23 protein-coding genes are annotated in these 25,263 nt (G+C 71.6%); 13 read left to right on the forward strand and 10 right to left on the reverse strand.

Going from position 1 to position 25,263, the window contains the following annotated elements; translation table 11 throughout:
* The 4 genes from E1295_RS49180 to E1295_RS35385 all read left to right on the forward strand — a co-directional run.
* Nucleotides 1–1,012, forward strand: a 1,012-nt coding sequence (locus E1295_RS49180) for a hypothetical protein (RefSeq protein WP_220449048.1), incomplete at its 5' end; no start/stop codon positions are given.
* A gap of 85 nt (nucleotides 1,013–1,097) precedes the next feature.
* Complete coding sequence (locus E1295_RS35375; protein ID WP_132637472.1) at nucleotides 1,098–1,529, forward strand: MarR family winged helix-turn-helix transcriptional regulator; 432 nt, start codon at nucleotides 1,098–1,100, stop codon at nucleotides 1,527–1,529.
* A gap of 82 nt (nucleotides 1,530–1,611) precedes the next feature.
* Nucleotides 1,612–2,052: a hypothetical protein gene (locus E1295_RS35380; protein ID WP_132637474.1), complete on the forward strand. Its 441-nt coding sequence runs from the start codon at nucleotides 1,612–1,614 to the stop codon at nucleotides 2,050–2,052.
* A 140-nt stretch (nucleotides 2,053–2,192) separates the two neighbouring features.
* On the forward strand, nucleotides 2,193–3,167 hold the full coding sequence (locus tag E1295_RS35385; protein ID WP_132637476.1) for an aldo/keto reductase: 975 nt from the start codon (nucleotides 2,193–2,195) through the stop codon (nucleotides 3,165–3,167).
* 54 nt (nucleotides 3,168–3,221) lie between these two features.
* On the opposite strand, the gene E1295_RS35390 is transcribed toward E1295_RS35385, so the two are convergent.
* From E1295_RS35390 to E1295_RS35410, 5 genes are read right to left on the reverse strand one after another with little or no spacing between them, the layout of a single operon-like run.
* Nucleotides 3,222–3,779, reverse strand: a complete 558-nt coding sequence (locus tag E1295_RS35390; RefSeq protein ID WP_132637478.1) for a hypothetical protein — start codon at nucleotides 3,777–3,779, stop codon at nucleotides 3,222–3,224.
* A 19-nt stretch (nucleotides 3,780–3,798) separates the two neighbouring features.
* Nucleotides 3,799–5,448: an alpha-L-arabinofuranosidase C-terminal domain-containing protein gene (locus E1295_RS35395; protein ID WP_220449049.1), complete on the reverse strand. Its 1,650-nt coding sequence runs from the start codon at nucleotides 5,446–5,448 to the stop codon at nucleotides 3,799–3,801.
* Complete coding sequence (locus E1295_RS35400) at nucleotides 5,445–6,296, reverse strand: carbohydrate ABC transporter permease (RefSeq protein ID WP_220449050.1); 852 nt, start codon at nucleotides 6,294–6,296, stop codon at nucleotides 5,445–5,447. Before E1295_RS35400 ends, E1295_RS35395 begins: the two co-directional genes overlap by 4 nt.
* Before the next feature lie 20 nt (nucleotides 6,297–6,316).
* Nucleotides 6,317–7,285 (reverse strand): carbohydrate ABC transporter permease, encoded by a 969-nt coding sequence (locus E1295_RS35405; RefSeq protein ID WP_132637482.1) that lies wholly within the window; start codon nucleotides 7,283–7,285, stop codon nucleotides 6,317–6,319.
* Nucleotides 7,286–7,313: 28 nt separating this feature from the next.
* Nucleotides 7,314–8,834 carry an ABC transporter substrate-binding protein gene (locus E1295_RS35410; RefSeq protein ID WP_132637484.1) on the reverse strand — a complete coding sequence of 507 codons (1,521 nt, stop codon included), beginning with the start codon at nucleotides 8,832–8,834 and terminating at the stop codon, nucleotides 7,314–7,316.
* Between the two features lie 437 nt (nucleotides 8,835–9,271).
* Between E1295_RS35410 and E1295_RS35415 the strand changes: the two genes are divergently transcribed.
* The 3 genes from E1295_RS35415 (at nucleotide 9,272) to E1295_RS35425 (ending at nucleotide 12,609) form a co-directional block, all read left to right on the forward strand.
* Nucleotides 9,272–10,267 carry a LacI family DNA-binding transcriptional regulator gene (locus E1295_RS35415; RefSeq protein WP_132637486.1) on the forward strand — a complete coding sequence of 332 codons (996 nt, stop codon included), beginning with the start codon at nucleotides 9,272–9,274 and terminating at the stop codon, nucleotides 10,265–10,267.
* Between the two features lie 103 nt (nucleotides 10,268–10,370).
* On the forward strand, nucleotides 10,371–11,546 hold the full coding sequence (locus E1295_RS35420; protein WP_220449051.1) for a hypothetical protein: 1,176 nt from the start codon (nucleotides 10,371–10,373) through the stop codon (nucleotides 11,544–11,546).
* A gap of 103 nt (nucleotides 11,547–11,649) precedes the next feature.
* Complete coding sequence (locus tag E1295_RS35425; protein WP_132637488.1) at nucleotides 11,650–12,609, forward strand: NAD(P)H-dependent flavin oxidoreductase; 960 nt, start codon at nucleotides 11,650–11,652, stop codon at nucleotides 12,607–12,609.
* Nucleotides 12,610–12,690: 81 nt separating this feature from the next.
* Here the strand turns inward: E1295_RS35425 and secD are convergent, their stop codons facing one another.
* Entirely contained in the window at nucleotides 12,691–14,934 is a 2,244-nt protein-coding gene (secD, locus tag E1295_RS35430; RefSeq protein ID WP_132637490.1) for a protein translocase subunit SecD, read from the reverse strand.
* A 38-nt stretch (nucleotides 14,935–14,972) separates the two neighbouring features.
* Nucleotides 14,973–15,317, reverse strand: coding sequence for a hypothetical protein (locus E1295_RS35435; RefSeq protein WP_132637492.1), 345 nt, complete (start codon nucleotides 15,315–15,317; stop codon nucleotides 14,973–14,975).
* Nucleotides 15,318–15,648: 331 nt separating this feature from the next.
* On the opposite strand from E1295_RS35435, the gene qcrB reads away from it, so the two are divergent.
* Nucleotides 15,649–17,316, forward strand: coding sequence for a cytochrome bc1 complex cytochrome b subunit (qcrB, locus tag E1295_RS35440; RefSeq protein ID WP_132637494.1), 1,668 nt, complete (start codon nucleotides 15,649–15,651; stop codon nucleotides 17,314–17,316).
* A gap of 27 nt (nucleotides 17,317–17,343) precedes the next feature.
* Here the strand turns inward: qcrB and E1295_RS52010 are convergent, their stop codons facing one another.
* A complete protein-coding gene (locus E1295_RS52010) occupies nucleotides 17,344–18,921 on the reverse strand; it encodes an FAD-dependent monooxygenase (protein ID WP_132637496.1) in 1,578 nt (525 codons plus the stop codon).
* Nucleotides 18,922–19,039: 118 nt separating this feature from the next.
* On the opposite strand from E1295_RS52010, the gene E1295_RS35450 reads away from it, so the two are divergent.
* The 3 genes from E1295_RS35450 (at nucleotide 19,040) to E1295_RS35460 (ending at nucleotide 21,663) form a co-directional block, all read left to right on the forward strand.
* Nucleotides 19,040–19,663, forward strand: a complete 624-nt coding sequence (locus tag E1295_RS35450; protein WP_220449052.1) for a TetR/AcrR family transcriptional regulator — start codon at nucleotides 19,040–19,042, stop codon at nucleotides 19,661–19,663.
* A gap of 122 nt (nucleotides 19,664–19,785) precedes the next feature.
* A complete protein-coding gene (locus E1295_RS35455; protein WP_132637498.1) occupies nucleotides 19,786–20,445 on the forward strand; it encodes a TetR/AcrR family transcriptional regulator in 660 nt (219 codons plus the stop codon).
* Nucleotides 20,446–20,454: 9 nt separating this feature from the next.
* On the forward strand, nucleotides 20,455–21,663 hold the full coding sequence (locus tag E1295_RS35460; protein ID WP_132637500.1) for a cytochrome P450: 1,209 nt from the start codon (nucleotides 20,455–20,457) through the stop codon (nucleotides 21,661–21,663).
* Between the two features lie 54 nt (nucleotides 21,664–21,717).
* On the opposite strand, the gene E1295_RS35465 is transcribed toward E1295_RS35460, so the two are convergent.
* Together E1295_RS35465 and E1295_RS35470 are read right to left on the reverse strand one after the other, a co-directional pair.
* Entirely contained in the window at nucleotides 21,718–22,881 is a 1,164-nt protein-coding gene (locus tag E1295_RS35465) for a cytochrome P450 family protein (protein ID WP_220449053.1), read from the reverse strand.
* A 45-nt stretch (nucleotides 22,882–22,926) separates the two neighbouring features.
* The gene (locus E1295_RS35470) at nucleotides 22,927–23,556 is read right to left on the reverse strand and encodes a TetR/AcrR family transcriptional regulator (RefSeq protein ID WP_220449054.1); all 630 of its coding nucleotides are present in this window, start codon (nucleotides 23,554–23,556) and stop codon (nucleotides 22,927–22,929) included.
* Between the two features lie 150 nt (nucleotides 23,557–23,706).
* Here E1295_RS35470 and chrA point away from each other — a divergent pair, with 150 nt between their 5' ends.
* Both chrA and E1295_RS35480 read left to right on the forward strand, forming a co-directional pair.
* Nucleotides 23,707–24,912: a chromate efflux transporter gene (gene chrA, locus E1295_RS35475; RefSeq protein ID WP_246080742.1), complete on the forward strand. Its 1,206-nt coding sequence runs from the start codon at nucleotides 23,707–23,709 to the stop codon at nucleotides 24,910–24,912.
* A 32-nt stretch (nucleotides 24,913–24,944) separates the two neighbouring features.
* Nucleotides 24,945–25,263 (forward strand): ArsR/SmtB family transcription factor (locus E1295_RS35480; protein WP_132637506.1); only part of this gene is annotated, 319 nt, incomplete at its 3' end.

The following is a 25,263-nucleotide window of genomic DNA, read 5'->3' on the forward strand; positions in this document are numbered from 1 at the left end:
GAGCAGGGGCATGCCCCCTCCCCCGCCGCCGAGGAAGCGGGGCGGTCCGGTCGTCCTCGCGGCGGTCGCCGGGGTCGTGGTGCTGCTCGGCCTGGGCGGCGGATGGCTGGTCTGGCAGAACCTGGGCGGCGGGGACGCGGCCGCGGCGGGCGACCCGGACACGCTCGAGGTGCTCAAGAAGGGCCGCCTGACCGCCGAGGACGTGGGTTCACTCGATCCCACGGCGCTGTTCTACGCCGGTTTCGGGAAGATGGTCACGCAGCCGGTCGTTCACCTCACGCAGGAGTCGTACACCGAGGAGGCCGAATACCGGGAAGGCAAGCCCCGGTACGTGTGGGAGAGCGGGTTCGACTACCGGTCGAAGAAGTTCCGCATGGTGTGGGGGTCGGCCGACGCGGACGACCCGGTCACGGTCTGCCGCGACGGCGCGGGCTACGGCTACAGCTACAAGCTCAAGCGGTGGGACGGCCCGGAGCCGGGTGCCTCCTTCTGCAGGCTCCAGGGCGCCTATCGCCACATCGCCGACGGCATCTCCACGGGCGGCATGACGCAGGCCCAGGCCGATGCGTGGATCAAGGAGCTCCAGACCGGTTACAAGGGGTTCGTCAGGCCGGGCGAGCTGCGGCTGGCCGAGGTCGAGGGCAAGCAGTATCTCCGGCTCGTCGTGGACTACACGCCGGTCAAGCGCGCCGACGACATGTACTACGGTGGCCAGTCGCTCATGTGGTCGTTCAAGAAGTCGGGCCTGAACCCGCAGACCCATCCGTACTCCTACACCGGCGGGATGGGCAGCGGCTTCCACGCGGTCTATTACCTCGACCCGGGCTCGTTGCTGACCGCCTACTCCGAGGTGGAGGTGACGCCCACGCTCGGCAAGGACGGCCGGCCGCGCGAGGAGGGCGACTTCCGCAAGGTGCGCGTGCAGTACCACCATCCGGGCCGGCTGCCGGCGATGAAGCCGGAGGGCAGTCCCGAGCGGCCGAAGCTCACCTGGCCGCGGGACGGCGCGTGACCGTGCGTACGGAAGAGCGCCTGGCCGCGGGACGGCGCGTGACCGTGGCGCACGGAGGAGCGCCTGGCTGCGGGAGACTGAGGGGGTGACCGCCGAGAACGACCGCCCCAGACCGCCCGTGACCAGCACCTCCATCGTCCTGCTGACGCTCGCCCGCCGCATCGAGACCGAGCTGGGCGCCGCCCTGGCGCCGCTGGAGCTCACGGTCGGCAGGCTGGGGCTGCTGGGCCACATCGCCAGGATGCCGGGAGTGTCGTTCAGCGAGCTGGCGCGCATGTCGGGCACCACGGTGCAGAGCGTGCACGCGGCGGTGAAGGCGCTGGCCGCTTCCGGGCTGGTGCGCGACCGCACCGCCCGGGCCGGGTCGGCTTCGGCCATCGAGGTCACGCCGGAGGGGGCGCGGCTGCTGGACGCGGCGCGCGACGTCGTGGAGCGGGTGGACGACCGGTTGTTCGGCCCGGCGGCGGACCCGGTCCAGCGCCACATCGGCGACGCGGTGCGGACGGCGTTCCGCTGATCCTCCCTCACCTTCAGAGTGCTTGAAGCTCACGTGCTAGGCTTCAGGCTTCCTGAAGGTTCTCGTCGTCCTGGAGGATTCGGTGGAGGGTCTGCTGCTGTCGGTGCACGTGCTGGCCGGCTTCCTGTTCGTCGGGGGGTCGGCCGTCGCGGCCAGCTTGTTCCCCCGGTACGCGCCGGTCGCCGGAGCCTCGGAGGACGCCGAGCGCAGCAGGGCCGTGGCCGCCGCGCTCCACCGCGTCAGCCGCGGCTACGGCATCGCCGCCGTCCTCGTGCCCGCGGCCGGGCTCGTGCTGGCCGTCGTCCAGGGCAGGCTGGGCGAGACGTGGCTGGTCGCCTCCATCGTGCTGACCCTCGCCGCGGGCTGCCTGCTCGCCCTGCTGATCGTCCCCCGGCAGCGGGCCGCGCTGGACGAGCCCGGCGAGCCGGCGGCGCTGCGCACGCTGAGCATGCTCACCGGGAGTTACAACCTGCTGTGGGCGGTCGTGGTCGTCCTGATGGTCGTCCAGCCCGGGGCCGGTTAGCCGGGTCGTACGTGCGCGAGCGGTAAAGAACAATTCCGCCGTCCTCCACCGCGCGCGGGACGAGGCGGGCGAGCGGGAAGAAGTGCTTAACTTGGCTACGTAAAACGTTTCACTGCTCGCGTCACCCAGGAAGGACACCCTTGGACTACGAACGCCAGCCGTACAGAAGGTGCGGCCGCAGTGGTCTCCTGCTCCCCGCCGTGTCACTCGGCCTGTGGCACAACTTCGGCGGGGGCAAGCCGCTCGACAGCCAGCGCACGATCCTGCACAAGGCGCTCGATCTCGGCATCACCCACTTCGACATCGCCGACCGGTACGGCCCTCCGCTGGGGGCCGCCGAGTCCACGTTCGGCCGGATCCTCCCCCGGTCCCTGCGTGACGAGGTCGTGGTCACCACCAAGGGCAGCAACCCCATGTGGGACGGCCCGTACGGCAAGGGCAACTCCCGCAAGCACCTGCTCGCCACCCTCGACCGGTCTCTGGAAAGGCTTGGCCTCGACTTCGTCGACATCTACTACCTGCACCGCGACGACCCCGACACCCCGCTCGAAGAGCAGATGGCCACGCTCGACCACATGGTCCGCACCGGTCGTGTGCTCTACGTCGGCGTCTCCAACTTCTCCCCCGAGCGCACCGCCGAGGCCGCCCGCCTGCTGCGCGCGCTCGGCACCCCGCTGCTGGTGCACCAGCCGTCCTACTCCCTGCTCAACCGGGGCATCGAGGACTCCCTGCTCGGGGTGCTCGAGGAGCAGGGCGTCGGCTGCGTGGTCTACTCGCCGCTGGCGCAGGGCCTGCTGACCGACCGGTACCTCGACGGCATCCCCGCCGGCTCGCGCGCCGCCGAGGGGCGTTTCCTCACGGCGGACCGGGTGACGCCGGAGGTGCTGGCGTTCGTACGTTCGCTGTCCGAGCTCGCCGAGGCGCGCGGCCAGACGGTGGCCCAGTTGTCGCTCGCCTGGGCGCTGCGTGACCCGCGCATCACCTCGGTGCTCGTGGGCGCGTCCAGCCCCGAGCAGCTGGAGGCCAACGTGGCCGCCGTCGACAACCTCGGCTTCACCCACGAGGAGCTGGCGGCCATCGACCGCGCGGCCAAGGAGTCCGGCGTCGCGGCATAGCCCGCGACCCGGCTGAGCACCATCAGGTGGGCCGGGCGGCGCGCCTGATGGTGCTCAGCCGGCCGGTCCGCCGACCCTCCGGTCGAGGCGCTGGTAGAGGCCGTACACGAAACGGGCACGGTACGCCGTGCCCGCATGGGTGAACTCCACCGCCCAGTGGTGCGGCGCCTGCCCCTCCAGCGGGACGGCATCGGGGAAACTCGTGCCCACGTCGGCGACGACGCACGCCCAGGGCGTGAGGTTCGCGAAGCCCAGCCGCACAGCGCCGCCGGGCCGGACGAACCACTGGTTCCAGACCTCGCCGCCGGGCCCCGTCAGCACCTCGAACTCCAGCCCCGGCCAGGACGGCAGGGCCCACCGGTGCACGTCGCACGTCAGGCTGCCGAACGCACGGGGGCCCGCGTGGCGGGGCGGGCCCAGCGCCATCCGGAACACCGCCGCTCCCTTGGGGGCGCGGGCCGCGTGGGCGAGCCTGGTCCAGTGGGTGTGCGCGGCCCGCACCTCGGCCCTGGACGCGCCCATGACGGCGAGCGCGTCCTCCACCCGGCCGGCGTTGAGGTCGCGCATCCGGTGCATCAGGGCCAGCTCGAACTCGCGTACGCGGAACCGCATGGCCCCCAGCCTGCCAGCCTCAGAAGGCGAGCACGGTCACCGAGTGCGGCCCGGCGGCCCACGTCCCGTCGCTCGCCTCGACCTGCCCGAGGTCGCGCACCGTGACCGCGTCAGGATCCGCGAGGGTGTTGACCGCGTGCGGGTCGTCCGCCCCGAGGGTGCGGACCCGCGCGCTCGCGGGGGTGTCGCCGGCGGTTCCGTCGAGGACGATCCGCACGCGTACGGTCTCGTCGCGGTGCCGGTTGACGACCGCGACCCGTACGGAGCCGTCGTCGGCGCGGGTGGCCGACACGTCGATGTAGGGGACGGTCATGGGCGCGGTGAGCAGCCGGCCGTCCGGGCCCCGGTTGTCGCCGAGCCGGACCGCCGCCGACCGCGCCGGGCCGTCCACCCGCGACGGCAGCACGGTCCGGCCCAGGTGGTGCCGGTAGAGGTGCCAGACGTGGTAGATGGCCGAGCGCACGGCGCCTCCGGGACGAGCGACGATCACGCCGTTGGCGTTGACCAGGTTCACCGGGTTGGCCATGCTCACGGGCGCGGGCAGGCCCGCGGTGCGGTGGATGGCGTGGAACACCCCGGCGTAGAAGAGGAGGTCGCCGACCGTCCGGGGGCTCCACCGGTTCACGCGCACGGGGCCCGGCCGGTCGGCGGGCGGCGCGTCGGGGAGCTCGCGCGGGGCGATGCCGCCGTCGTCGCCGGGCTGCGGGTCGGGCCAGGCGGCGGGCTCCAGGTGGCGCATGTTCCACTCGTCGAGGGCGAGCGCGGGCGGGCGCTCCAGGCCGGCCTCCGCGGAGAGCGCGGTCACCAGCTGCGAGTAGGCGGTCATCTCCCGTTCGAAGTACAGGGACTGGGCGACGATGTCGTCGTAGTCGTCACCCGTCCACAGGTGGGTGCCGGCGCCGTACAGGTGGAGGGAGAGGTGGTCGAGCAGGTGGCCCGCCCGCCGCAGCAGCGGGCGCGTCCACTGCTCCTGCTGCCAGGGGATGCCGACGCCGATCAGGCGGATGTCCGGGTCGACCAGGCGCATGAATCTGGCGTGCTCGCGGGCCGCGGCGGCGTACTCCTCGGCCGGGCGGTGGCCCATCTGCCACGGGCCGTAGACCTCGTTGCCCACGCCCCAGTACTTCACCTTCCACGGCTCGGCGCGCCCGTTGCGGGCGCGCCGCGCGGTGAGCGCGGTCTCCTGGGCGGCGTTGGTGTACTCGACCCAGCGCACCGCCTCGTCGACGTCCCGGCAGGAATGCACCAGGTACGGCTCCGCGCCGACCGCCTCACACCAGGCCAGGAACTCGTCGGTGCCGAAGCGGTTGCTCTCGAGCCCGCCCCAGGCCAGCTCAAGCCGCCGGGGCCGGCTCTCGCGCGGGCCGACGCCGTCCTCCCAGTGGTAGGCCGAGGTGAAGTTGCCCCCCGGCCAGCGGATGGGGCCGGGGGCCAGATCGCGGCAGAGCTCCAGGACGTCGGCGCGCACGCCTTGGAGCAGGCCGGGCTCGTCGATGGACAGCGGCGAGCCTTCGTCGAACACGCCGCCCTCGATGTTGCCGAAGAAGGCGGACTCCAGGAAGTGGCCGTAGACGTCGTCGTCGATGCGGCCCTCCGGGTGGCGGGTGTCGATCGTCACGAGCGCCTCACGGGCGGGGACGGGCATGTCAGGGATCTCCGTTCCGGTCATTGCTTCACCGCTCCCGCGATGCTGTCGACGAACTTGCGCTGGAGCACGACGAAGACGGCGATCACCGGGATCAGGGAGATGACCGCCGCGGCGGCCATCCCCGACCAGTCGGTGCCCCGCTCTCCGACGAAGACGGTCATGCCCACGGCCAGCGTCCGCAGGCCGGGCTCGCTGAGCGTGAACACCAGCGGCAGGAGGTAGACGTTCCAGGCGAACAGGAACGTGAGGATGACCACCGTGGCGGTGATCGGCCAGGCGAGCGGGAGCATGACCCGGAAGAAGACCGTGAAGTGCCCGGCTCCGTCGAGGCGGGCGGTCTCTTCCAGCTCCTTCGGCAGCCGCCGGAAATACCCCGCGTAGAGCAGGGTCGAGGCGATCTGCCCGCCCGCGCCCAGCCCGAGGATCACGCCGGCGTGCGTGTTGAGCAGGCTCAGCTGGTCGGTCAGCTGGGTGATCGGGATGATCGTGTACCCCTCCGGGAGGAAGAAGGTGACCAGGAACACCCCGATGAGCAGCTTCTTGCCGGCGAAGTCGTAGCGGCCCAGCACGTAGCCCGCCAGAGCGCTGCGCACGACCACGAGCAGCACGGTGCCCGCGGTGATGATGAGCGTGTTGACGAAGTACGTGGCGAAGCCCACCTCGGTCCAGGCCCGCGCGTAGTTCTCCCAGACCGGCTCCTCCGGCAGCAGGTCGAGCCCGCGGCCGAAGATCTCGGGCGAGGACTTCAGCGACGCCGAGACGAGCCAGGCGAACGGGTAGATCCACAGGCCGCCGAGCACGAGCAGCAGGACGACCGTCACCACCTGACCGGGGCTGGGACGGCGGAACAGGCGATCACGCCAGGTCACGCCCGTCCTCGCGGCGGCGGTCATGCCGCCCCCGTCCTGCCCCTGGCCCAGCGCATGCCGAGGGCCTGGGCGATCGCGAAGGCCATGGTCAGCAGCCCGAACAGCACCGCCGCCGCGGACGCGTACCCGAGCTGCGGGACGGTGGCCTGGAAGGCCGTGCGGAAGATGAAGATCTCGATCACCTCGGACGAGAACGACGGGCCCCCGCCGGTGAGGGTCTGCATCAGGTCGAAGACGTTGAACGCGGCCACCGTGTCGATCAGGGTGATGATCACCAGGAACGGCACGAGCAGCGGCATGGTCACGTGGCGGAACTCTGCCCAGGCGCCCGCGCCGTCGATCATCGCGGCCTCGTGCACCCCCTGCGGGATGGTCTGCAGTGCGGCCAGCCAGTAGATCAGCGTGATGCCCAGCCACTTCCACACCCACACGGCGATCCCGGCGTACAGGGAGGTGCCGGCGTTGGCCGCGAAGTTCGCCGGCGAGTCGATCAGCCCCGACCAGACCAGCGCCAGGCTCACCGGGCCACTCGCGTCGAGCAGCAGGGTGAACACGACACCGACGATGGCTCCCGTGGTGACCACCGGCAGGAAGAACAGCGTGCGGAAGAAGCCCTTGAACGGCGTCTTCTTCCGGTTCAGGACGAGCGCGAGCGCCAGCGCCAGCCCCACCCGCAGGGGTACGGCGAACACCAGGAACACGATCGAGTTCCAGAAGGCGTTCCAGAACAGGTCGTCCCCGATCAGCCGCTCGAAGTTCTCGACGCCGACGAAGGTGCCCGCGGTCGCGAAGCCCGGCCAGTCGAGGAAGGCGAACCACCACGAGGCCAGCAGCGGGTAGACGGTGTAGGCCCCGTAGCCGAGGACCGTCGGGAGCAGGAAGAGGTAGATCCACCAGTCCTGCCGCAGGCGGCTCAGCAGCCCCCGCCGGCCGCGGTCCCGGGCGGCCGGCACGGGCGGACGCTCGCGCCGCCGGATTGTCGTTGTCATCGTGCTCCTGTTCGCGGGCGGACGCGGCTCAGCGCTCGGCGTAGGCCTGCTGGTCGTAGTCCGCCTTCCTGTCCCAGTTGGCGAACACCCAGGCCTTCGTGTCGACCTCGACGCCCTTCTCCTCGCGGACGACCTTGATGGCGCGCTCGCGCTCGGCGCTCATCGCGTCGTTGTAGCGGCGGAGTTCGCCGGCCACGTCGGAGGTCGATCCGGTCAGCACCGACTGGACGATGTCGCCGAGGTTCGGATGCACGTCGCGCATCTCGGCGAGCACCTGCCAGACGCCGGGGGTGGCGACCTCGGGTGCCGGGGCGATCCGCACGTCGTCCTGGAAGTTGGCCACGCACTGCCGGTAGGCCGGGTGCACCTCCGCCTCCTCCACCACCTCGGCCAGGGCGGGCGGCTGGTCCATGGCGGCGGCCAGCCTGGCCTGGAACTCCTTGGTCGTCATCTGCAGCATGAGGTCGGCGGCGTCCTTCGCCCGTTCGGACTGGCTCGACACCCAGAAGGTGCCGGACTGCGGAGGGCTGTAGACGAAGTTCCTGCTCTTCTCGGGGCAGGGGATGTGCCAGGTCCCGACCCCGCGTTCCACGGCCTCCGGCTCGTCCACGCGCAGGCCGCCGATGAACCAGGCGCCCCACAGGTACACGCCCGCCTGACCGGCCGCCCAGCGGGCGCGGGCGTCGCGCGCGCCCATCGACGGTGACGCGGGATGCACGACCTTGTCGGTCTGCAGGGAGATCAGGAACTCCACGGCGTCGGCGTACTGCTGGGCGTCGAAAGCGTACGCGCCCGTCGTCCAGTCGATGCCACCGGGCGCGCCGGCGGTCATGGCCAGCCGGTTCACCAGGAACTGCAGGTATTCGGTCTCCTTGCTCGGCACGACGATCCCGTACACGCCGTCGCCGGTGCCCTTGGTGAGGCGCCGGGCGACGTCGCGCAGGTCGTCCCAAGTGGCCGGCTCTTCCTCGGGGTCGACCCCGGCCTGCTTGAGCAGCGCGGTGTTGTACCACGGCACCGCCTCGTGCCAGCGGCCGGAGAACATGGGGAAGGAGTAGATCTCGCCGTCGAAGCGGTGCATGCCGTCATGGAGGAACTCGCCGACCGGGCTGCCCTTGAAGTCGGCGAGCTTGCCGATCGGCTGGAACCAGCTCTCGCTGACCAGCGCCGCGGCGGAGGTTCCCAGGCCGGCCAGCGAGTGCACGTCCGGCATCTGGTTGCTGCGCCGCCCGACCTGGAGCGCCTGCCCAAGGTCGGGCACGTCCATCTGGCGCCGCTCGATCGTGACCCCGGGATGCGCCTTCATGTAGGGGGCGAAAAGATCGTCCTGCAACATCTTCGTCAACGGTCGGAACTGGTCCCACCACTGGAGGGATGCGCTCGAACCGCCGCTTTCCCGGCTCATCTGCCCACCACCCGTGCATCCGGCGAGGGCCGCCGCGAGCGCGGCCGCGCCGGCGCCGCCGATGAACTGGCGTCGCCCCAGGCTGGGTCGCCCGGCGCTGCCCGCGCCGGGCCGGCTTCCAAGGATCCGTTGATGCCGCCGCATGGCGACTCCTCTTCGTCGGTTCGGTCAGCGACCTGTCCCGCCCGTCCCTGATCGCCAGGGATCCCCCGGTCAAGCGGATTAATGTTTGCGCAAACCTATGTCCGTCGCCCATCAGCGTCAAGATGTTGCCCGTGAGGTTTCTCATCGGCCGGCACCGGCCACTGTGCTGGGCATAGTTGGCTTGACGTCGTGATAAGCATGTTTGCGTAAACAAGATGTGCGAGCGTTCGAGGGCCGGGGTAACGATTTCCACAGCCCCGGGCGGGGATGTACTCTGTCGGCGGCGACACGTCCTTGAGCGACGTCGACACGGCCGGCGGCCAGGCCCCGGCCGGTCCGTCCCGGTCCTTTACCGCGCTCCACCCCTGCTGCGATGACGAAGGGAGACGTCCGGCGTGGTTCGAGCACCAGGCACGAGAGCGTCCGGAGGGCCGTCCATGGCCGATGTCGCCAAGCTCGCCGGCGTCTCCGGCCAGACCGTCTCCAGGGTCGTGAACGGCAACGACCGCGTGACCGCCGCCACCAGGCTCAAGGTCGAGACGGCCATGAAGCAGCTCGGCTACCGCGCCAACATCGCCGCGCGGGCGCTGGCCACCGGGCGGTTCGGCACGATCGGCGTCGTCACGTTCAACCTCAGCGCCGTGCTCAACGTGCGCATCGTCGAGGCCGTCGCGACCGGTGCCCAGGCCTGCGGCTACTCGGTGAGCATCGCGGTGGTCGACGCGCCCACGGAGAAGGACGTGCGCGCGGCCGTACGCGGCCTCACCGACCGGGCGGTCGACGGCGTCATCGTGATCGAGGCGCGCGTGCTCGACACACCCCATCTCCAGCTGTCGGACGAGGTGCCGCTGGTCATCGCCGACAGCAAGGCGGCGCACCGGCATCCGACCTTCGGCATGGACGAGGCGGCCGGCGCCCGCGCGGCCGTCGACCACCTCCTGGAGCTGGGGCACGCCACGGTCCACCACGTGGCGGGGCCCGCCGGGTCCAACCCCGCGCAGCGGCGCAGGGCGGCCTGGCAGCGGCTGCTGAAGCGGGCGGGGCGTCCGGTCCCGCCGCCCGTCGTCGGCGACTGGTCGCCGAGCTCCGGCTACGACGCGGCCCTGCGCCTGCTGGCCGACGACTCCGTGACCGCGGTCTTCGCGGCCAACGACCAGATGGCGGTGGGCGTGCTGCGGGCGGCGGCCGAGCTGGGCCGCGAGGTGCCCGGCGATCTGAGCGTCGTCGGCTTCGACGACCTCGACTTCGCACCCTTCCTCACGCCTCCGCTGACCACGGTGCGCCAGGACCTCGCCGCTGTGGGGCGCCGCTGCCTCGATCACCTGATCGCCCAGATCGAGACACCCGCGGGGCCAGGGGCGGCGTCCGGCGTCAGCCGGTTCGTCCGTCCTGAGCTGGTGGTCCGGGCGTCCACCGCGCCGCCGCGTCGCTGAGTTCTCCGGGGACCGGCCATTGACAGCGCCATCGAGTTAGCGCAAACATGACCGGCGAGTGCGCCGATGACAACCGCTCATCCCCCATCACCAGGGAGCCACCATGCTGCGCCGACTGCCGATCATCACTCTGACCGCGGTTCTCGCCCTCTCGCCCGCCGCCCACGCCACCGCCCGAGGAGGCGACCCCATGCAGGACGACCAGCCCCGCCGGGCCGCGCACGGGGCCCTCGGGGCGAACTTCAACCAGAACCTCGACGCCCTGGACTACCGCGAGCTGCGGGAGGCCGGCGCCCGATGGGTACGCGGGTTCTTCCCCATGCCCGCGGCCGACGACGGCGACCCCGCCGAACACTTCGCGATCCGCACCATCAACGACGTGTCGGACCGCGGTTACCAGACCATCCTGAGCCTGAAATTTCCGTACAACAAGGCTTCTTTTCCCGCGCCAGGCAGCCCCCAGATGGCCGCGGAGCTGGCCCGCCTCGACCGGGTGCTGCCCACCGTGATGGGCAAGGTCGACATCATGACGATCGGCAACGAGCCGTTCATCGAGAGCCTGCCCGCCGAACGCGACCAGCGGCTCAACACCTTCTACGAGACCGTCGCCCGGCACGTCGTCGAGCACCGGCGCGAACACTGCGGCGCCGGCTGCGGCACCCGCCTCTACATGGGCGCGCTCAACCGCCTCGACCTGGCCGACCGCCGCACCCCTGCCGCGGAGCGCTGGATGGCCTTCGTCCGCGAGACCCCGGAGATCGACGGCGTCGACATCCACCCCCATCTGCCCGCGCCGGAGAACGCGCAGGCCTTCCTCGACTACATCCTGCCGCGGATGCGCGCGGACCAGACGTTCCTCGTCACCGAGTTCTCGCTCGTGTGGCACTGGAAACGGCACCTGGAGGACCCCGTCGCCGCCGGCTTCGCCCAGCGTCACGGCTTCGCCCCCGGCACCAAGGTCTGGCAGGTCATCAAGGCCGCCATCGACGAGCCCTTCCCCCAGCGCAAGTGGCGCGACTTCCTGACCAGCTCCCCATGGTTCACGAGCCGGTCGACGTTCCTGCGCGACCAGATGCGCCTCTACCGCGGCACCGGCCGGCTCGCGGTGGCGACGTACGGCTTCAAGCAGGACGACCTGATGGTGCGGAACTTCGGCCCCGGCAAGGACCCGTGGCTGCTCAACAGCGTCTTCGCCGCCTACACCGTCAAGCCGCGCGGTGAAGGGATGTCCGCCCCGAACTACTGGCTCGGCGCCTTCAAGGCACAGCAGAGGACGTGACTCCCCCGCCGCCTCCGGGTACGTCCCCCAGGTGGCCGGCACCATGGTCACGATCGGGGTGGAGCGACAGGCGTTCCCCCGGAGTACCGAAGGAGCCGACAGGATGCCGAACACCTGGCTGACCGGCCGTTTCCGGCTCGACGTGCCGCTCGTCGGCGCGCCCATGGCGGGCGTGGGCGACGGGCGGCTGGCCGCGGCGGTCTCAGGGGCGGGCGGGCTCGGCATGGTGGGCGTGCCTCCCGCCGCTCCCGGCTCGTGGGTCACCGAACAGGCGGCCGTGGCGGCCGCGAGCGGGCGGCCGTACGGCGTCGGGCTGATGGCCTGGGCGCTGCCGGCCAACCACGCCCAGTTCGAGGCGGTGCTCGCCGTCCGTCCCGACCTGGTCTCGGTGAGCTTCGGCGACTGTCTGCCGTACGTCGGACCGCTGCGGGAGGCCGGCATCGCCGTGGCCGTCCAGGCGGGCACCACGGACGAGGCCCGCGCCGCCGAACGGGCCGGCGTGGACGTGGTCGTCGCCCGCGGCGGTGAGGGCGGCGGGCACGGCCGCGCCGACGTCGCCACGCTGCCCCTGCTGCAGAGCGTCCTCGACGCGGTGGACGTCCCGGTGCTCGCCGCCGGCGGCATCGCCACGGCCCGCGGCCTGGCCGCCGTCCTCGCCGCGGGAGCGGAGGGCGCCTGGGTGGGCACCGCCTTCCTCGGCTGCTCGGAGACGACCGCCCCGGAGGCGGCGCGGCAGCGCGTCCTCGACGCCGGCGAGACCGGCACCGCCTACGGGCGCGTCTTCGACGTCGCCCAGCGGCTCGACTGGCCCCCCGAGTACGGCGGCCGTGCCCTGCGCAACACCTTCTTCGACCGGTGGGCGGGCCGGGAGACGGAACTGGCCGCCGACGGGACGGCGCAGGCGGAGCTGGCGCGGGCCCGCCGCGAGGGCGACTTCGACACCGCCTGCATCTACGCCGGGCAGGCCGTGGGCCTGGTGCGGCGGCAACGCACGGCGGCCGACGTGGTGGCCTCTTTCGCCGCCGCCGGCAATCTGCTGTCCCGCTTCGCCGCCCCAGACTGACCCCGGCCCCTCGTCACCTGCGGCTCCCGAACCTCGCCGGGCACTCGGGCGCAGGCTCCGCGCCTGCGCCCGGGGCGCGTCTCACACCACCGCGCCCGACCCCCTGCGGGCCTCGGGGGCGCGGCGCTTGGCGGGCTCGGGCGGCGGACGCCCGTCGAACCTGGACAACATGATCGACGCCGGCCCGGCCACGAAGGAGGACGACAGCGTACCCATCACGATGCCGGCCACCAGCGCGATCGCGAAGTCCTGCAGCGAGTCGCCGCCGAAGACCATGAGGGCCATCAGGATGAACAGCGCTCCGAGACCGGTGTTGACCGTGCGGGGCATGGTCTGCAGGATCGCGGCGTTCACCGACGTCGCGAACGGCTCCTTGCGGCGTGCCGTCCACAACTCCCGCACCCGGTCGAACACCACCACCTTGTCGTTGACCGAGTAACCGACGATGGTCAGCATCGCGGCGAGGAACACGCCGTCGATCGGCTTGCCCAGCCACGCGAACAGGCCCGCGACCACGATCACGTCCACGAGCAGCGCGATCACCGTCGCCGCGCCGAACGTCCACCGGAACCTGACCGCCAGGTAGAGCAGCTGCATCGCGACGGCCACACCGAGCGCGATGAGCGCGTTGCGGCGCAGCTCCTCACCCAGGCTCGGGCCGATGAACTCCTCACGCTGCTTCGTCACCTCGCCGGCTCCCCGCTCCAGCTCCTGTTCGATCTGCGCGGCCTCGTTCAGGCCGAGCTCGGCGGCGCGCACGGTGACGGTGTCGCCGCTGGACTGGACCACGGCCGTGGGCAGCCCGGCGCGCGAGACCGCCTCACTGGCGACCTCGGCCGGGATCGGGCGGTTCGTGGTGAACTCCACGAGCCGGCCTCCGGTGAACTCGACGCCGAAGTTCAGGCCGCGGACGACCAGCCCGGCGACGGCCACCAGGGCCAGCCCGCCCGCGACCGACAGCCACACCTTCCTGGACTTCATGAGCTGCGGGTTCCTGCGAGCCAGCCAGGTCCTGACGGCACCGGGCGAGCTGACGCCCGACAGGCGCGGGCTCATCTTGTTCATGGCGAGCTCGGTCAGCACGCGGGTGATGAGCATCGCGGAGACGAGCGAGGCGAGCACACCGACGGCCAGCGTCACACCGAAGCCCTTGACGGGTCCCGACGCCAGCCAGAACAGCAGGCCGGCGGCGATCAGGGTGGTGATGTTGGAGTCGGCGATGGCGCTCCAGGCGTTCTTGAAGCCCTTGGCCATCGCCGACTTCAGCCCTCTCTTGGGCGCCTGGACGTATTCCTCCCTGGCTCGTTCGAAGACCAGCACGTTGGCGTCGATGGCCATGCCGATCGCCAGCACGAACCCGGCCAGGCCCGGCAGCGTCAACGTCGCCCCCATCGCCACCAGCGCCGCGTAGGAGATCAGGCCGTAGCAGACCAGCGCCACCGTGGACAGCAGACCGGACAGGCGGTAAACGATGATGATGAATCCGGCGGTGAGGATCAGCCCCACGATCGCCGCCTGGGCGCTCGCCTCGATGGCCGCCTCTCCGAGGGTCGGGCCCACCGTGCGCTGCTCCACCATGGCGAGCGGGACGGGCAGCGCGCCGCCCTTGATCAGCACGGCGAGGTCACGGGCCTCCTGGTGCGTGAACGAGCCGGTGATCTCGGACTTCCCGCCGGGGATGCCGGCCTGGCAGGCCACCGACGGGTCGAGCGGCGGCGAGGAGATGATCTCCTTGTCGAGCACGATGGCGACCCTGCGTTTCGGGTCGCCGACCGGTTCGCAGGCGGCCGCGCCGGTCAGCTTCTGCCAGGCGGCGGCGTCGCGGAAGTTGAGGGTCACGAACCACCCGGGACCGCGCTGGGGGTCGCTCTGCTCGGCGGCGTCGCTCACGCCGTCGCCGGTGATGGCGGGCGGCCCGAGTTTCAGCAGCTGGCCGTTCTCGTCGGGCAGCGCCGACTTGTCCCCCTTCTCGGCCGCGCCGGTCACGGGGTGGAAGGCGAGCTGCGCGGTACGGCCGATGACCTCGGCCGCCTTGCGCGGGTCGAGCACGCCGGGCAGCTCGACGATGATGCGCTTCTCCCCCGAGCGGACCAGCGTGGGATCGACCACGCCGAGCGCGTCGGCCCGCTGGCGCAGCACGGACAACGCGCGGTCGGTGGCGGCCGCGTCGGCCTTGACGGTCGGGGAGTCTCTCGCCTCGAAGACGAGCTGGGTGCCGCCGCGCAGGTCCAGACCTAGACGCGGCTCCATGGTCAGAGTGAGTACGGATGAGATCGCGATGACGGCGAGCGCCGTCACCGCACGCCAGAACGGCGCACGGAACATGGCAGCCTCCACAGGCTAAAACGTGTGGAAAAAGGTGGTCAGCAGCCTGTGGAGGGAGGTGCGCGGGCAGGCGTGGCCGCCGGCTTGCGCTGCGCGACGGCCTCGGCGGCCGGCCTGGTGACGACCACGGCCCACGCGTGGCGGAAGTGAAGGTGCTCGCAGGCGGGCAGCGCCGTGCCGCCCCCGCCGGTGAAGACGTGCGCGCCGGCCCACATGCGCAGAGCGGTGGGCCGCAGCGGCTGCTGCCTGGCCGTGGGCTGCTGCCCGGCCGCGATGGTGGCGGTCTTGACTGTGGTGACCGGTTGGACGGGCTGGGCGTGGGCGACGGCCGGCAGGAACCAGGACAGGAGGAAGACCAGTGCGGCAGGCAGTCTCCCGCGCATGTCGCCTCCTCTCCCCTCAAAACCTCAACCCTAGCCTGTGCGGCGGGTGCGGGGATCATTCCCGGCGCGTCGCGTGGCGTCCGCGCGGCACGGCCACGGCACGAGCCGGCCGGACGCGCCAGCGTCGCCGGACGGCCGGCCTGGCCGCCGCGCCGGCCTGCCATCCTTTTGCCCGGACCACCGAACCGGCTTAGCCGCTTTTGACGGTTCTGCGGCTACGCTTCGGTAATGCGGCTTACCAGTTGCTTCGGCGGCTCACCGCGGGTGGAGTGACGGTGTGCTCTCCCCTCGTCCCGCCCGCGCTGGAACGGCGGCCACGGGGAGGCCATGCATGACCACAGTGCCCAAGTTCATCGCCGGTCCGAGCAGGTATCTCGACGACCGCCTGGGGGCGGCGAACTTCTTCAAGCGCAACCTGCGCAAGATATTCCCGGACCACTGGTCGTTCCTGCTGGGCGAGATCGCTCTGTACACGTTCATCATCCTGCTGCTCTCTGGAACGTTCCTGACCTTCTGGTTCACGCCCAGCATGGGGCACGTCGTCTACGACGGCTCCTACGCGCCGCTGAAGGGCGTGCAGATGTCCGAGGCGTACGCCTCGACGCTGGACATCACCTTCGACGTGCGCGGCGGCCTGCTGCTCCGGCAGGTCCACCACTGGGCCGCCCTGCTGTTCACCGCCAGCCTGATGGTGCACATGCTGCGGGTGTTCTTCACCGGCGCCTATCGCAAGCCGCGCGAGCTGAACTGGCTGATCGGCATCGCGCTGTTCACGCTGGCCCTGTTCGAGGGGCTCACCGGCTACTCGCTGCCCGACGACCTGCTGTCCGGCGCCGGCCTGCGGATCACGCAGGGCGTGCTGCTGTCGCTGCCGCTGGTGGGCACGTACCTGTCGTTCTTCCTGTTCGGCGGCGAGTATCCCGGCCATGACGTGATCCCGCGCTTCTTCGCCCTGCACATTCTGCTGATCCCGGGCATCCTGGTCGCGCTCATCACCGTGCACCTGATCCTGATGTGGGTGCAGAAGCACACGCAGATGCCGGGCAAGGGCCGTACCACCATGAATGTGGTGGGCTCGCCGCTGCTGCCCGCCTTCATGGCGAAGTCGGGCTCGTACCTGCTGTTCACGGCCGCCGTACTGGTCGGATTGTCAACCTTCGCCCAGATCAACCCCATCTGGCTGTACGGCCCGTACTCGCCGGCGGACATCTCCGCGGGATCCCAGCCGGACTGGTACATGGGTTTCCTGGAAGGCTCCCTGCGGATCATGCCCTCGTGGGAGATCAACCTCTTCGGCACCGCCCAGGCGGGCACGCTGCCGCTGAGCGTGCTGATCCCGGCGCTGGGACCGCTGGGCCTGATCCTCACCGGCCTGGTGCTCTATCCGTTCCTCGAACGGTGGATCACCGGCGACCGCAGCGAGCACCACATCGCGGACCGGCCGCGCAACAACCCGCACCGCACCGCGATCGGCGTCACCGGCATCACCTTCTACGGCCTGCTGCTGGTGCTCGGCGCCAACGACCTGATCGCCACCTTCTTCAACATCAGCCTCAACTGGACGACGTACGCGGGCCGGGTGCTGATCTTCCTGGGCCCCGCGGTGGCCTACCTGGTCACCTACCGGCTGTGCCTGGGCCTGCAGCGCTCGGACGTCACCGTCCTCGACCACGGGGTGGAGGCGGGCGTCATCAGGCGGCTGCCGCACGGGGAGTTCGTCGAGGTCCACACCCCTCCGTCGGACGACAGTGAGGCCCACCTGCGCGCCAGGTCGCCCATCCCGGTGCTGCCCGGGGCACGCCCGGACAGCGAGCGCGTCCCGCCGGAAGTGGCGCGGGGCCCGCTCGGCCGTCTCCGCGTCACGATGAGCCGCGCGTACGGCGGCGATCAGATCCCGCTCGGCGACGGCCACGACGGTGAGGGCCACGACGGCGAGCGAGGCCCCGACGGCGAGCGGCCGGCCGGCAGGACACCCGAGAGGAAGGCGCCACCGGGCTGACACCGGCGGTCTCGCCGGCGCACGGTCTCACGCCTGCGCGCGTCCGTGCCGGAGGGCGCCGCGCAGCCAGCGCGTGAGGCCGCCGGAGCCGGGCCGGCCGCGCCAGGCGAGGTGCGCGTCGGGACGTACGAGCCACACCTCGTCCGCAGGCCACCCGTCCGGTGTGAGCACGACGAGGCGCTCGCCCAGGAACGTGCCCGCCTCCGAACGGCATGCCTGCGCGGCGTCCCCGGCGGCCAGCAGCGCCCAGCGTCCGCGCAGTTCGGCGTGCAGGCGGGTGGCGTCGCCGTCGGCGCCTGCGCACGGCAGGTCGGGAACCCGGTCGCCGGAACGTTGCCGGCGGTCCGCGCTGAGCGGACGGCGCCCCGGCCTGGGCAGGCGGCGCTGCGGGCTGAGGAGGGAGCCGCGGACGGCGAGGGGGCCTCGGCGGTAGCTCACTCCGAGCTGCGAGGCGACCTGGGTGGCGCGGCGCTGCACCGCCGGGTGGTTGCCCAGCGGGGCCAGCACCCATGCGATCAGCAGCCGTGTCAGCAGGCCGTCACCGATCTGGAGGCGGGTGGTGGCGCTGGTGTTGCGCAGCACCTCGGTCGCGAGCGGACGGCGTTCGTCCTGGTAGGTGTCGAGCAGCCGCTCGCCGGCGCGGCCCTGGATGACGAGGGCGAGCTTCCAGGCGAGGTTCTCGGCGTCGCCCATCCCCGTGACCATGCCCTGCCCGCCCATGGGACTGTGGATGTGGGCCGCGTCGCCGGCGAGCAGGACCCGGCCCCGCCGGTAGGAGCCGGCCAGCCGGCGGTGCACGCGGAAGACCGACGCCCAGATCGCGTCGCGGATCCGCTCGCCGTCGAGGCCGGCGCGTTCGCCCACCAGGCGGCGGAAGGCCGCGAGGATCTCGGGCTCGGTGAGGCGCTCGTTCTTGGCTCCCGGCAGGTAGGCCATGAGCCGCCACCGGTCGTCCGCTTCGCCGCCGGGCATGGGCATGGCGAACAGCGGGCCGTCCCGGTGCGCCCATCCGTGTCCACCGGCGCGGGCGAGGTCCCAGCGGGCGTTCACGTCGGCCAGGAGCCACTGGTCGGTCAGCGGCGCGCCGGGAAAGGGGATGCCGGCCAGTTCGCGCACCGTGCTGTGGCTGCCGTCGCAGCCCGCCAGCCAGCCTGCGCGCAGTTCGCGCCCGCCGTCGAGCACGGCGGTGACGCCGCGTTCGTCCTGGACGAGGCCGGTCAAGGTCGTGCCCCACTCCACGTCGGTGCCCAGCTCGGCCAGGCGGGCGCGGAGCTGCCCCTCGATGTCGGTCTGCGGGAGGACCAGCGCCGGTCTCGGCGTGCCGGCGCCGGCGTCGCCGAAGCGGGTGACGATCGCGGCCCGCCCGCCGATGTACGTCGTCAGCACGAGTGACGGGGCCGAACGGCCGGGCAGGTCACCGAGCGCGCCGAGCCGGTCGAGCACCTCGACGCCGCGGGCGTGCAGGATGTTGGCGCGCGAGGTGGTGGCCGGACCCTCAGCCTGGTCCACCACCCGGACGGCCACCCCGTGCAGCCGCAGGGCGCAGGCCAGCGCCAGACCGGCGGGCCCGGCTCCGACCACCACGACCTCTGCGGTTTCTGTCATGGGCCACCACCTGGAAGTGTCAGACGTCAGGACGGAACCGTTACGTTCCTTCGCCGACACGCTATCCGGCACTACGATGGAACGCAACCGTTCCGTTTCGCATGGGAGGATCTCACGGATGCCCGACGCCGCCCCCGATCCCGAGCGCCGGCCGGCCGGCGCGGCCGTGCTGCGCGCCGACGTCACCGACGCGATCCGCCAGGCGGCCCTGGCCGAGCTGATCGACACGGGCTACGCCCGGATGTCCATGGACGCCGTCGCCCGCCGCGCCGGGGTCGGCAAGGCCGCCATCTACCGGCGCTGGGGTTCCAAGGAACCGCTGGTGCTGGAGATCCTCACCCGGCTGGCCGACGAGGCCGTGCCGCTGCCGGACACCGGCCGGTTGCGCGACGATGTGAAGGGCTTCGTACGCCATGCCTCGGCGCTGCGGGCCGACCCGCGGACCATGCGCGTCCTCACCGACCTGACCGCCGAGGCCACCAGGAACCCGCGCCTGGCCGCGGCCATGCAGACCAGCGCGGAGCAGCCCCGCCGCGCCGCGGGAGCCCGGCTGCTCCACCGCGCCGTCGACCGGGGCGAGCTCCCGGCCGACCTCGACACCGAGCTGGCCGTCGACTGCCTGGTGGCGCTGGCCTACCTGCGGCCACGCACCCCGTGGCAGGCCGCCGAACCGGTCGACGACGACGTCACGCCGCTCGTGGAGGTCATCCTGGCCGCGCTGGCGGCCTGCCGCCGACGATAGTCCCGCTCCCGCCGGAGTCGTCGCCGCCACAACACTTCGCCCGCGAAAACCCTTGACCTCGCCGGTGGTCGGCGTAGTGTGACTGTTGACCAGATTTCATATCCAGTCAAAAGGAGGGCCAGTTGCTGGAGCGGGCGGACCGGATTCTCGATGCGGCCGGAGAGCTGCTGCTGCGGCACGGCTACCGGAAGGTCACCGTCGACGACATCGCCGCACGGGCCGAGGTCGGCAAGGGCACGGTCTACCTGCACTGGCGTACCAAGAACGAGCTCTACGAGGCGCTGATGCTGCGCGAGTCCATCGAGCTCGTGGAGGAGTGGTGCGCGGCGATGCGCCGGGATCCGGCGCACGTGCGCCCGCACCGCTTCGCGCGTCTGGCCTTTCTCAGCATGTGCCGCAGGCCGCTGCTTCAGGCGCTGCTCACCACGGACCTCGACCTGCTCGGCAAGCTCGCCCACCATCCGATGCGCAGCCACGACCTCCTCGCGGCCGAACGTTTCTTCGAGGTGGGCGAGAAGTACGGGCTGCTCAGGAGCGACGTGCCCCATCTGGCGCACGCGTTGAGCGCGGCGCAGATGGGCTTCTACGTCCTCGACGGCGCCGAGGCCGCCGATTCGGCGCTCGACCTGGACAGCAGGGCCGACGCGCTCGCCTTCACCGTCCGAGAGGCGTTCGAGCCGGCCGAACAGCCCTCACCCGAGGTGCTCGCCGCGGCGGCGACCGAGTTCATCACGATCTTCTCGGCGCTGATTCCGCCCTACCGACAGTGGATCTATGGCTAAGGAGACACGATGGCCGACATCGTCGAGCGATACGACATTCCCCGGCAGCTCTTCTGGTTGCACGGGCCAGGTCCAGACCGGCCGGTCGAGTTCGACTCGGCGACCGGGCTGTGGAACGTCTACGGATATCCGGAGCTGCACCAGGTTCTCGGCGACCCCACGACGTTCTCCTCCGACACCATTCGCGTGACCAGGAAACTGTTCCCGGAGACGAACGAGCTGTCGATGGAGGGCTTCATCACCCAGATCGACCCGCCGGAGCACGGCAAGCTGCGCAAGCTGGTCAGCAGCGCCTTCACCAGGAAGGTCGTCGCGGACCTCGAACCGAGGATCGCCGCGCTCACCCACGAGCTGCTCGACGCGGCGGCCGAGCGCGGCCGCTTCGAGCTGGTGACCGACCTGGCCTATCCGCTTCCCGTCATCGTCATCGCCGAGCTGCTGGGGGTGCCCAGCAGCGACCGCGCCCTGTTCAAGCAGTGGGCCGACGCGATGTTCGAGCGCGAAGGCCAGATCTCGCTCGCCGAGCCGTCGGAGGACCGCGGCGCCGCCGTCCAGGCGGTGATGAAACCGTGGAAGGAGATGTCGGACTATCTCGCCGCCCACGCCGCCGAGCGCAGGACGCGACCGCGTGCCGACCTGCTCACCAAGCTCGTCGAGGCCGAGGTGGACGGCGAGCGGCTGCCCGACGAGCAGGTGGTCAACTTCGCGATCGTCCTGCTGCTCGCCGGGCACATCACCACGACGATGCTGCTCGGCAACACGGTGCTCTGCCTCGACGCCTTCCCCGAGCAGCAGGACAGGGTGCGCGCCGACCGCTCCTCCGTCCCGGCCCTGATCGAGGAGTCGCTGCGCCTCTTCACGCCGTTCGCGGCTCTGGCCAGGGCCACCACCCGCGAGGTCGAGCTGGGCGGCGAGACGATCCCCGCCGACCGGCTCGTGATGTGCTGGATGGGTCAGGCCAACCGGGATCCCCGGCAGTTCCCCGACCCCGGTGTCTTCGACCCCGGCCGCGACCCCAACCCCCATCTCGCCTTCGGCCGCGGCATCCACTTCTGCCTCGGGGCGCCCTTGGCCCGGCTGGAGGGACGGGTCGCCCTCGACATCCTGCTCGATCGCCTCGACCCCCTGCGCGCCGATCCCGACGAGCCCGTGCAGTTCATCCCCACGCCGACCATGACGGGAGTGCGCCGCCTCCCGCTGCTCTGGCCGCCGTCCTGACCGCGCTCCGCCGGCCTGGACGAGCCCTGTGCCCGCCCCGGGCCGGCGGAGCGGTCAGGGCGTCGTACGGACCGGCAGGGAGGTCAGGGCCCGTTTCATCCCGGGCTGCCAGCCGATCTCCGAGGCGGGCACGCTCAGGGTGAGCCCGGGAAAGCGGTCCAGGAGGGTCGCCAGGGCGATCTGGGTCTCGCACCGGGCCAGCGCCGCGCCCAGGCAGTAGTGGATGCCGTGACCGAAGGCGAGATGCGCGTTGTCGGCGCGGCGCAGGTCCAGCCGGCCGGGCTGGTCGAAGCGGCGCGGGTCGCGGTTGGCGGCCGCGTACACCACCTGCACCGCCTCCCCCTGCGGGATGGTCACGCCGCCGATCTCCACGGGCTCCAGCGTGTAACGCAGGACGGCGATCTCCGCGCTCCCCGTGAAGCGCAGGAACTCCTCGACGGCGTCCGAGATGTCACCGGGGTCGAGGCGGCGGGTGAGCAGGAGCCAGACGCTCTGGCTGATGAGGCCGACGGTGGTCTCGTGCCCGGCCATCAGGATGCTGATCGACATCGAGATCAGTTCCTCGTCGGCGAGCCGGTCGCCGTCGGCCTCCTGGACCCTGATCAGCCCTGACAGCAGATCGTCGCCGGGATCCGCACGCTTGGCGACGATCAGCCGGGACATGTATCCGACCAGTCCCCTGGCGCCGGCCGCGACCTTCTCCAGGTCGGGAGCCGTGAGATCGGCGGCCCAGGAACGCCAGGTGCCGCGGTCCGCCGCCGGCACACCGAGCAGCTCGCAGATCACCTGGACGGGCAGGGGGTAGGCGAAGCGCTCGATGAGGTCGAACTCCTCGGGCAGGCCGGACACCAACGCGTCGACGATCTCCTGGATGCGCGGGCGCAGGCTCTCCACCCGGCGGGCCGTGAACTCCCGCGACACCAGCCGCCGCAGCCTGGTGTGGTCGGGCGGGTCGTTGGCGCCCAGCGTGCGCAGCAGGTAGGGGGCGACGTCGCCGGGCAGCCCGGCGACGGCGGCCAGGTCGATCGTGGACTGCCGGGTGACATCGCTGCTGAACCGCGGATCCGTGAGCACCGCGACGCTCTCGGGATAGCCGGTCACCAGCCAGACGGGGCTGCCGTCGATGTAGGTGCCCCGGCACACCGGCCCCTGTCCGGCCAGGCCGGCCAGGAACGCGTCTCTGTCGGGGGCGGTCAGCAAGCCGGCGATGTCGGTCATGGTCATGTCTCCTTGATGGCGAAATCGGTCATGGCGGCAGCGCTGTCACGGCGCCCGCCGCTCCTTCCTGACCGCCTCCCAGGCCCTCAGGGCGCGGTCGTCGGCGAACACGCCGTCGGTGAAGATCTCGATGCCGGCCCGCGAGTAGCGCAACGTGGCGTCCATGTCGTGCGGGTCCGGAAGGCCGAGCACCCGCGACAGGTGCTCGCCGAAAGCCAGCGGGGCGAGCAGCCAGGTCACGTAGATGGCGGCGCGGGCGCGCGGGTCCTGGCTCGGCCGTGCCCACCCCTCCGCCACGCCCTGTTCCAGCCACTGCTCGGTGGTCTCGACGATCTCCTCGTAGAGCGCCGCCGCCTCGGGGCTGCCGTCCAGGAACGCCCGGCCGAGATATCGCCGCACGGGGCCGGCGGCCTCCAGCATCGCCGCCAATCCCGCCGTCTCCCCCAGCGCCTCGATGCCGGGGCCGCCGCGCACGAGCGAGATCACGTACGCGTCGCACTCCCTGCGCAAGCCCTCCTTGCTGCCGAAATGGTGCAGGACCAGGGCGTGGGAGACGCCGGCACGGGCGGCGACCGCACGCAGGCTCACCCCGCTGGCGCCTTCGGCCCCGAACAGCTCCAGGGCGGTGTTCCTGATCCTGGCACGCGCCTTGAGATCGTCCGTGTCTGACCGCATGCTCAGCATAGTAACCATACGGTCAGCCCACTGTACAGTTGGTCAACCATGTGGCGCTCATTGCATTTGATCCACGACATACCGTTACATCAAATGGATTTGATAGAGTCGGCGCGGTCAGCCGGCCACACCAGGGAAAGGACCGCGGCGGTGAGCGAGCACGTCACCGGAGGCTCCGGCGGGGCGGGGGCGTCCTGGCCCGCGGTCCGGGAGGTGGCGCTGCTGTTCCTCAAGCTCGGCACCATCGCCTTCGGCGGACCGGCGGCGCACATCGCGATGATGCGCGACGAGCTGGTGCGCCGCCGCGGCTGGGTGAGCGACGAACGCTTCGCCGACCTGATGGGCGCGACCAACCTGATCCCCGGCCCCAACTCCACCGAACTGGCCATCCACCTGGGCCACGACCGTGCGCGCATGCGCGGTCTCGTCGCGGCCGGGGTCTGCTTCATCCTCCCTGCCGCGCTCATCGTCACCACCCTGGCCTGGGCTTACGTCACCTACGGCAGCACGCCCGCGGCCGAGGGCCTGCTGTACGGCATCGTCCCGGCGGTGATCGCCATCATCGCCCACGCCCTGTTCGGCCTGTGGCGCACGGTGATCAAGACCGCGTGGCTGGGTGCCCTGGCCCTTGCCGCGCTGGCCGCCTACCTGGCGGGGGTCAACGAGCTGCTGATCCTGGCGGCCGGGGCGCTGCTGGCCGCCGCCGTACGCCTGCCGCGCCGCCTGCCGCGCCGCCCGCCCGGCGACCAGAACCGGCTGCCCGGCGTGCTCGCCGCCCCGCTGCTCGCCTTCGGCGGATCTCCCCTCTTCCCCGAACCGACCGGAGGTCAGCTGACGCAGCTGTTCCTCACGATGCTGAAGATCGGATCGGTGCTGTACGGGAGCGGCTACGTGCTGCTGGCCTTCCTGCGCGGCGATTTCGTCGAGCGGCTCGGCTGGCTCAGCTCGCAGCAGCTCGCCGACGCGGTCTCCATCGGCCAGGTCACCCCCGGGCCGGTGTTCACCACCGCCACTTTCGTGGGCTATGTCGTCGCCGGGCCGATCGGCGCGTTCGTGGCCACCGTGGCCATCTTCCTGCCGTCGTTCGTCTTCGTCGGCCTGCTCACCCGGCTCACAGGCTGGCTGCGCTCGAGCCGGTGGGCGTCCGCCCTGCTCGACGGGGTGAACGCCGCGGCGCTGGCGCTCATGGCCGGGGTCTCCTACCAGCTCGCCCGCACGGCCGTCGTCGACCCGCTGACCGCGGCCATAGCGGTGCTCAGCCTGGTGCTGCTCTGGACCACCAAGCTCAACAACGCCTGGCTGATCGCCGGCGGCGCCGCCATCGGGCTGGCCCGCGCCGCCCTGCTCGCCGGATGACGCATCAAATCAGTTTGATGTATTCTGCCGGCATGGCACCTCCGGCCCCGACCGCCCCGGCGTTCGTGCGCATGGCCGCCCACCCTCTGCGCTGGCGGCTGCTGACCGCGCTGGCCGCCGGCGACTACCGGGTCCGTGAGCTCGTCGACCTGCTCGGCCATCCGCAGAACCTGATCTCCTACCATCTGCGGTTGCTGCGCGGCAGCGGGCTGGTCACCTCCCGGCGCAGCAGCTTCGACGCCCGCGACAGCTACTACCACCTCGACCTCGATCGTTGCGCGGACGCACTGGCCGCGGCGGGGGCCGAGCTCCATCCGGCGCTGCGCCTCGATCCCGCCCCGTCCCCTGTGC

The organism is Nonomuraea mesophila, assembly GCF_004352805.1.
Taxonomy (GTDB): domain Bacteria; phylum Actinomycetota; class Actinomycetes; order Streptosporangiales; family Streptosporangiaceae; genus Nonomuraea; species Nonomuraea longispora.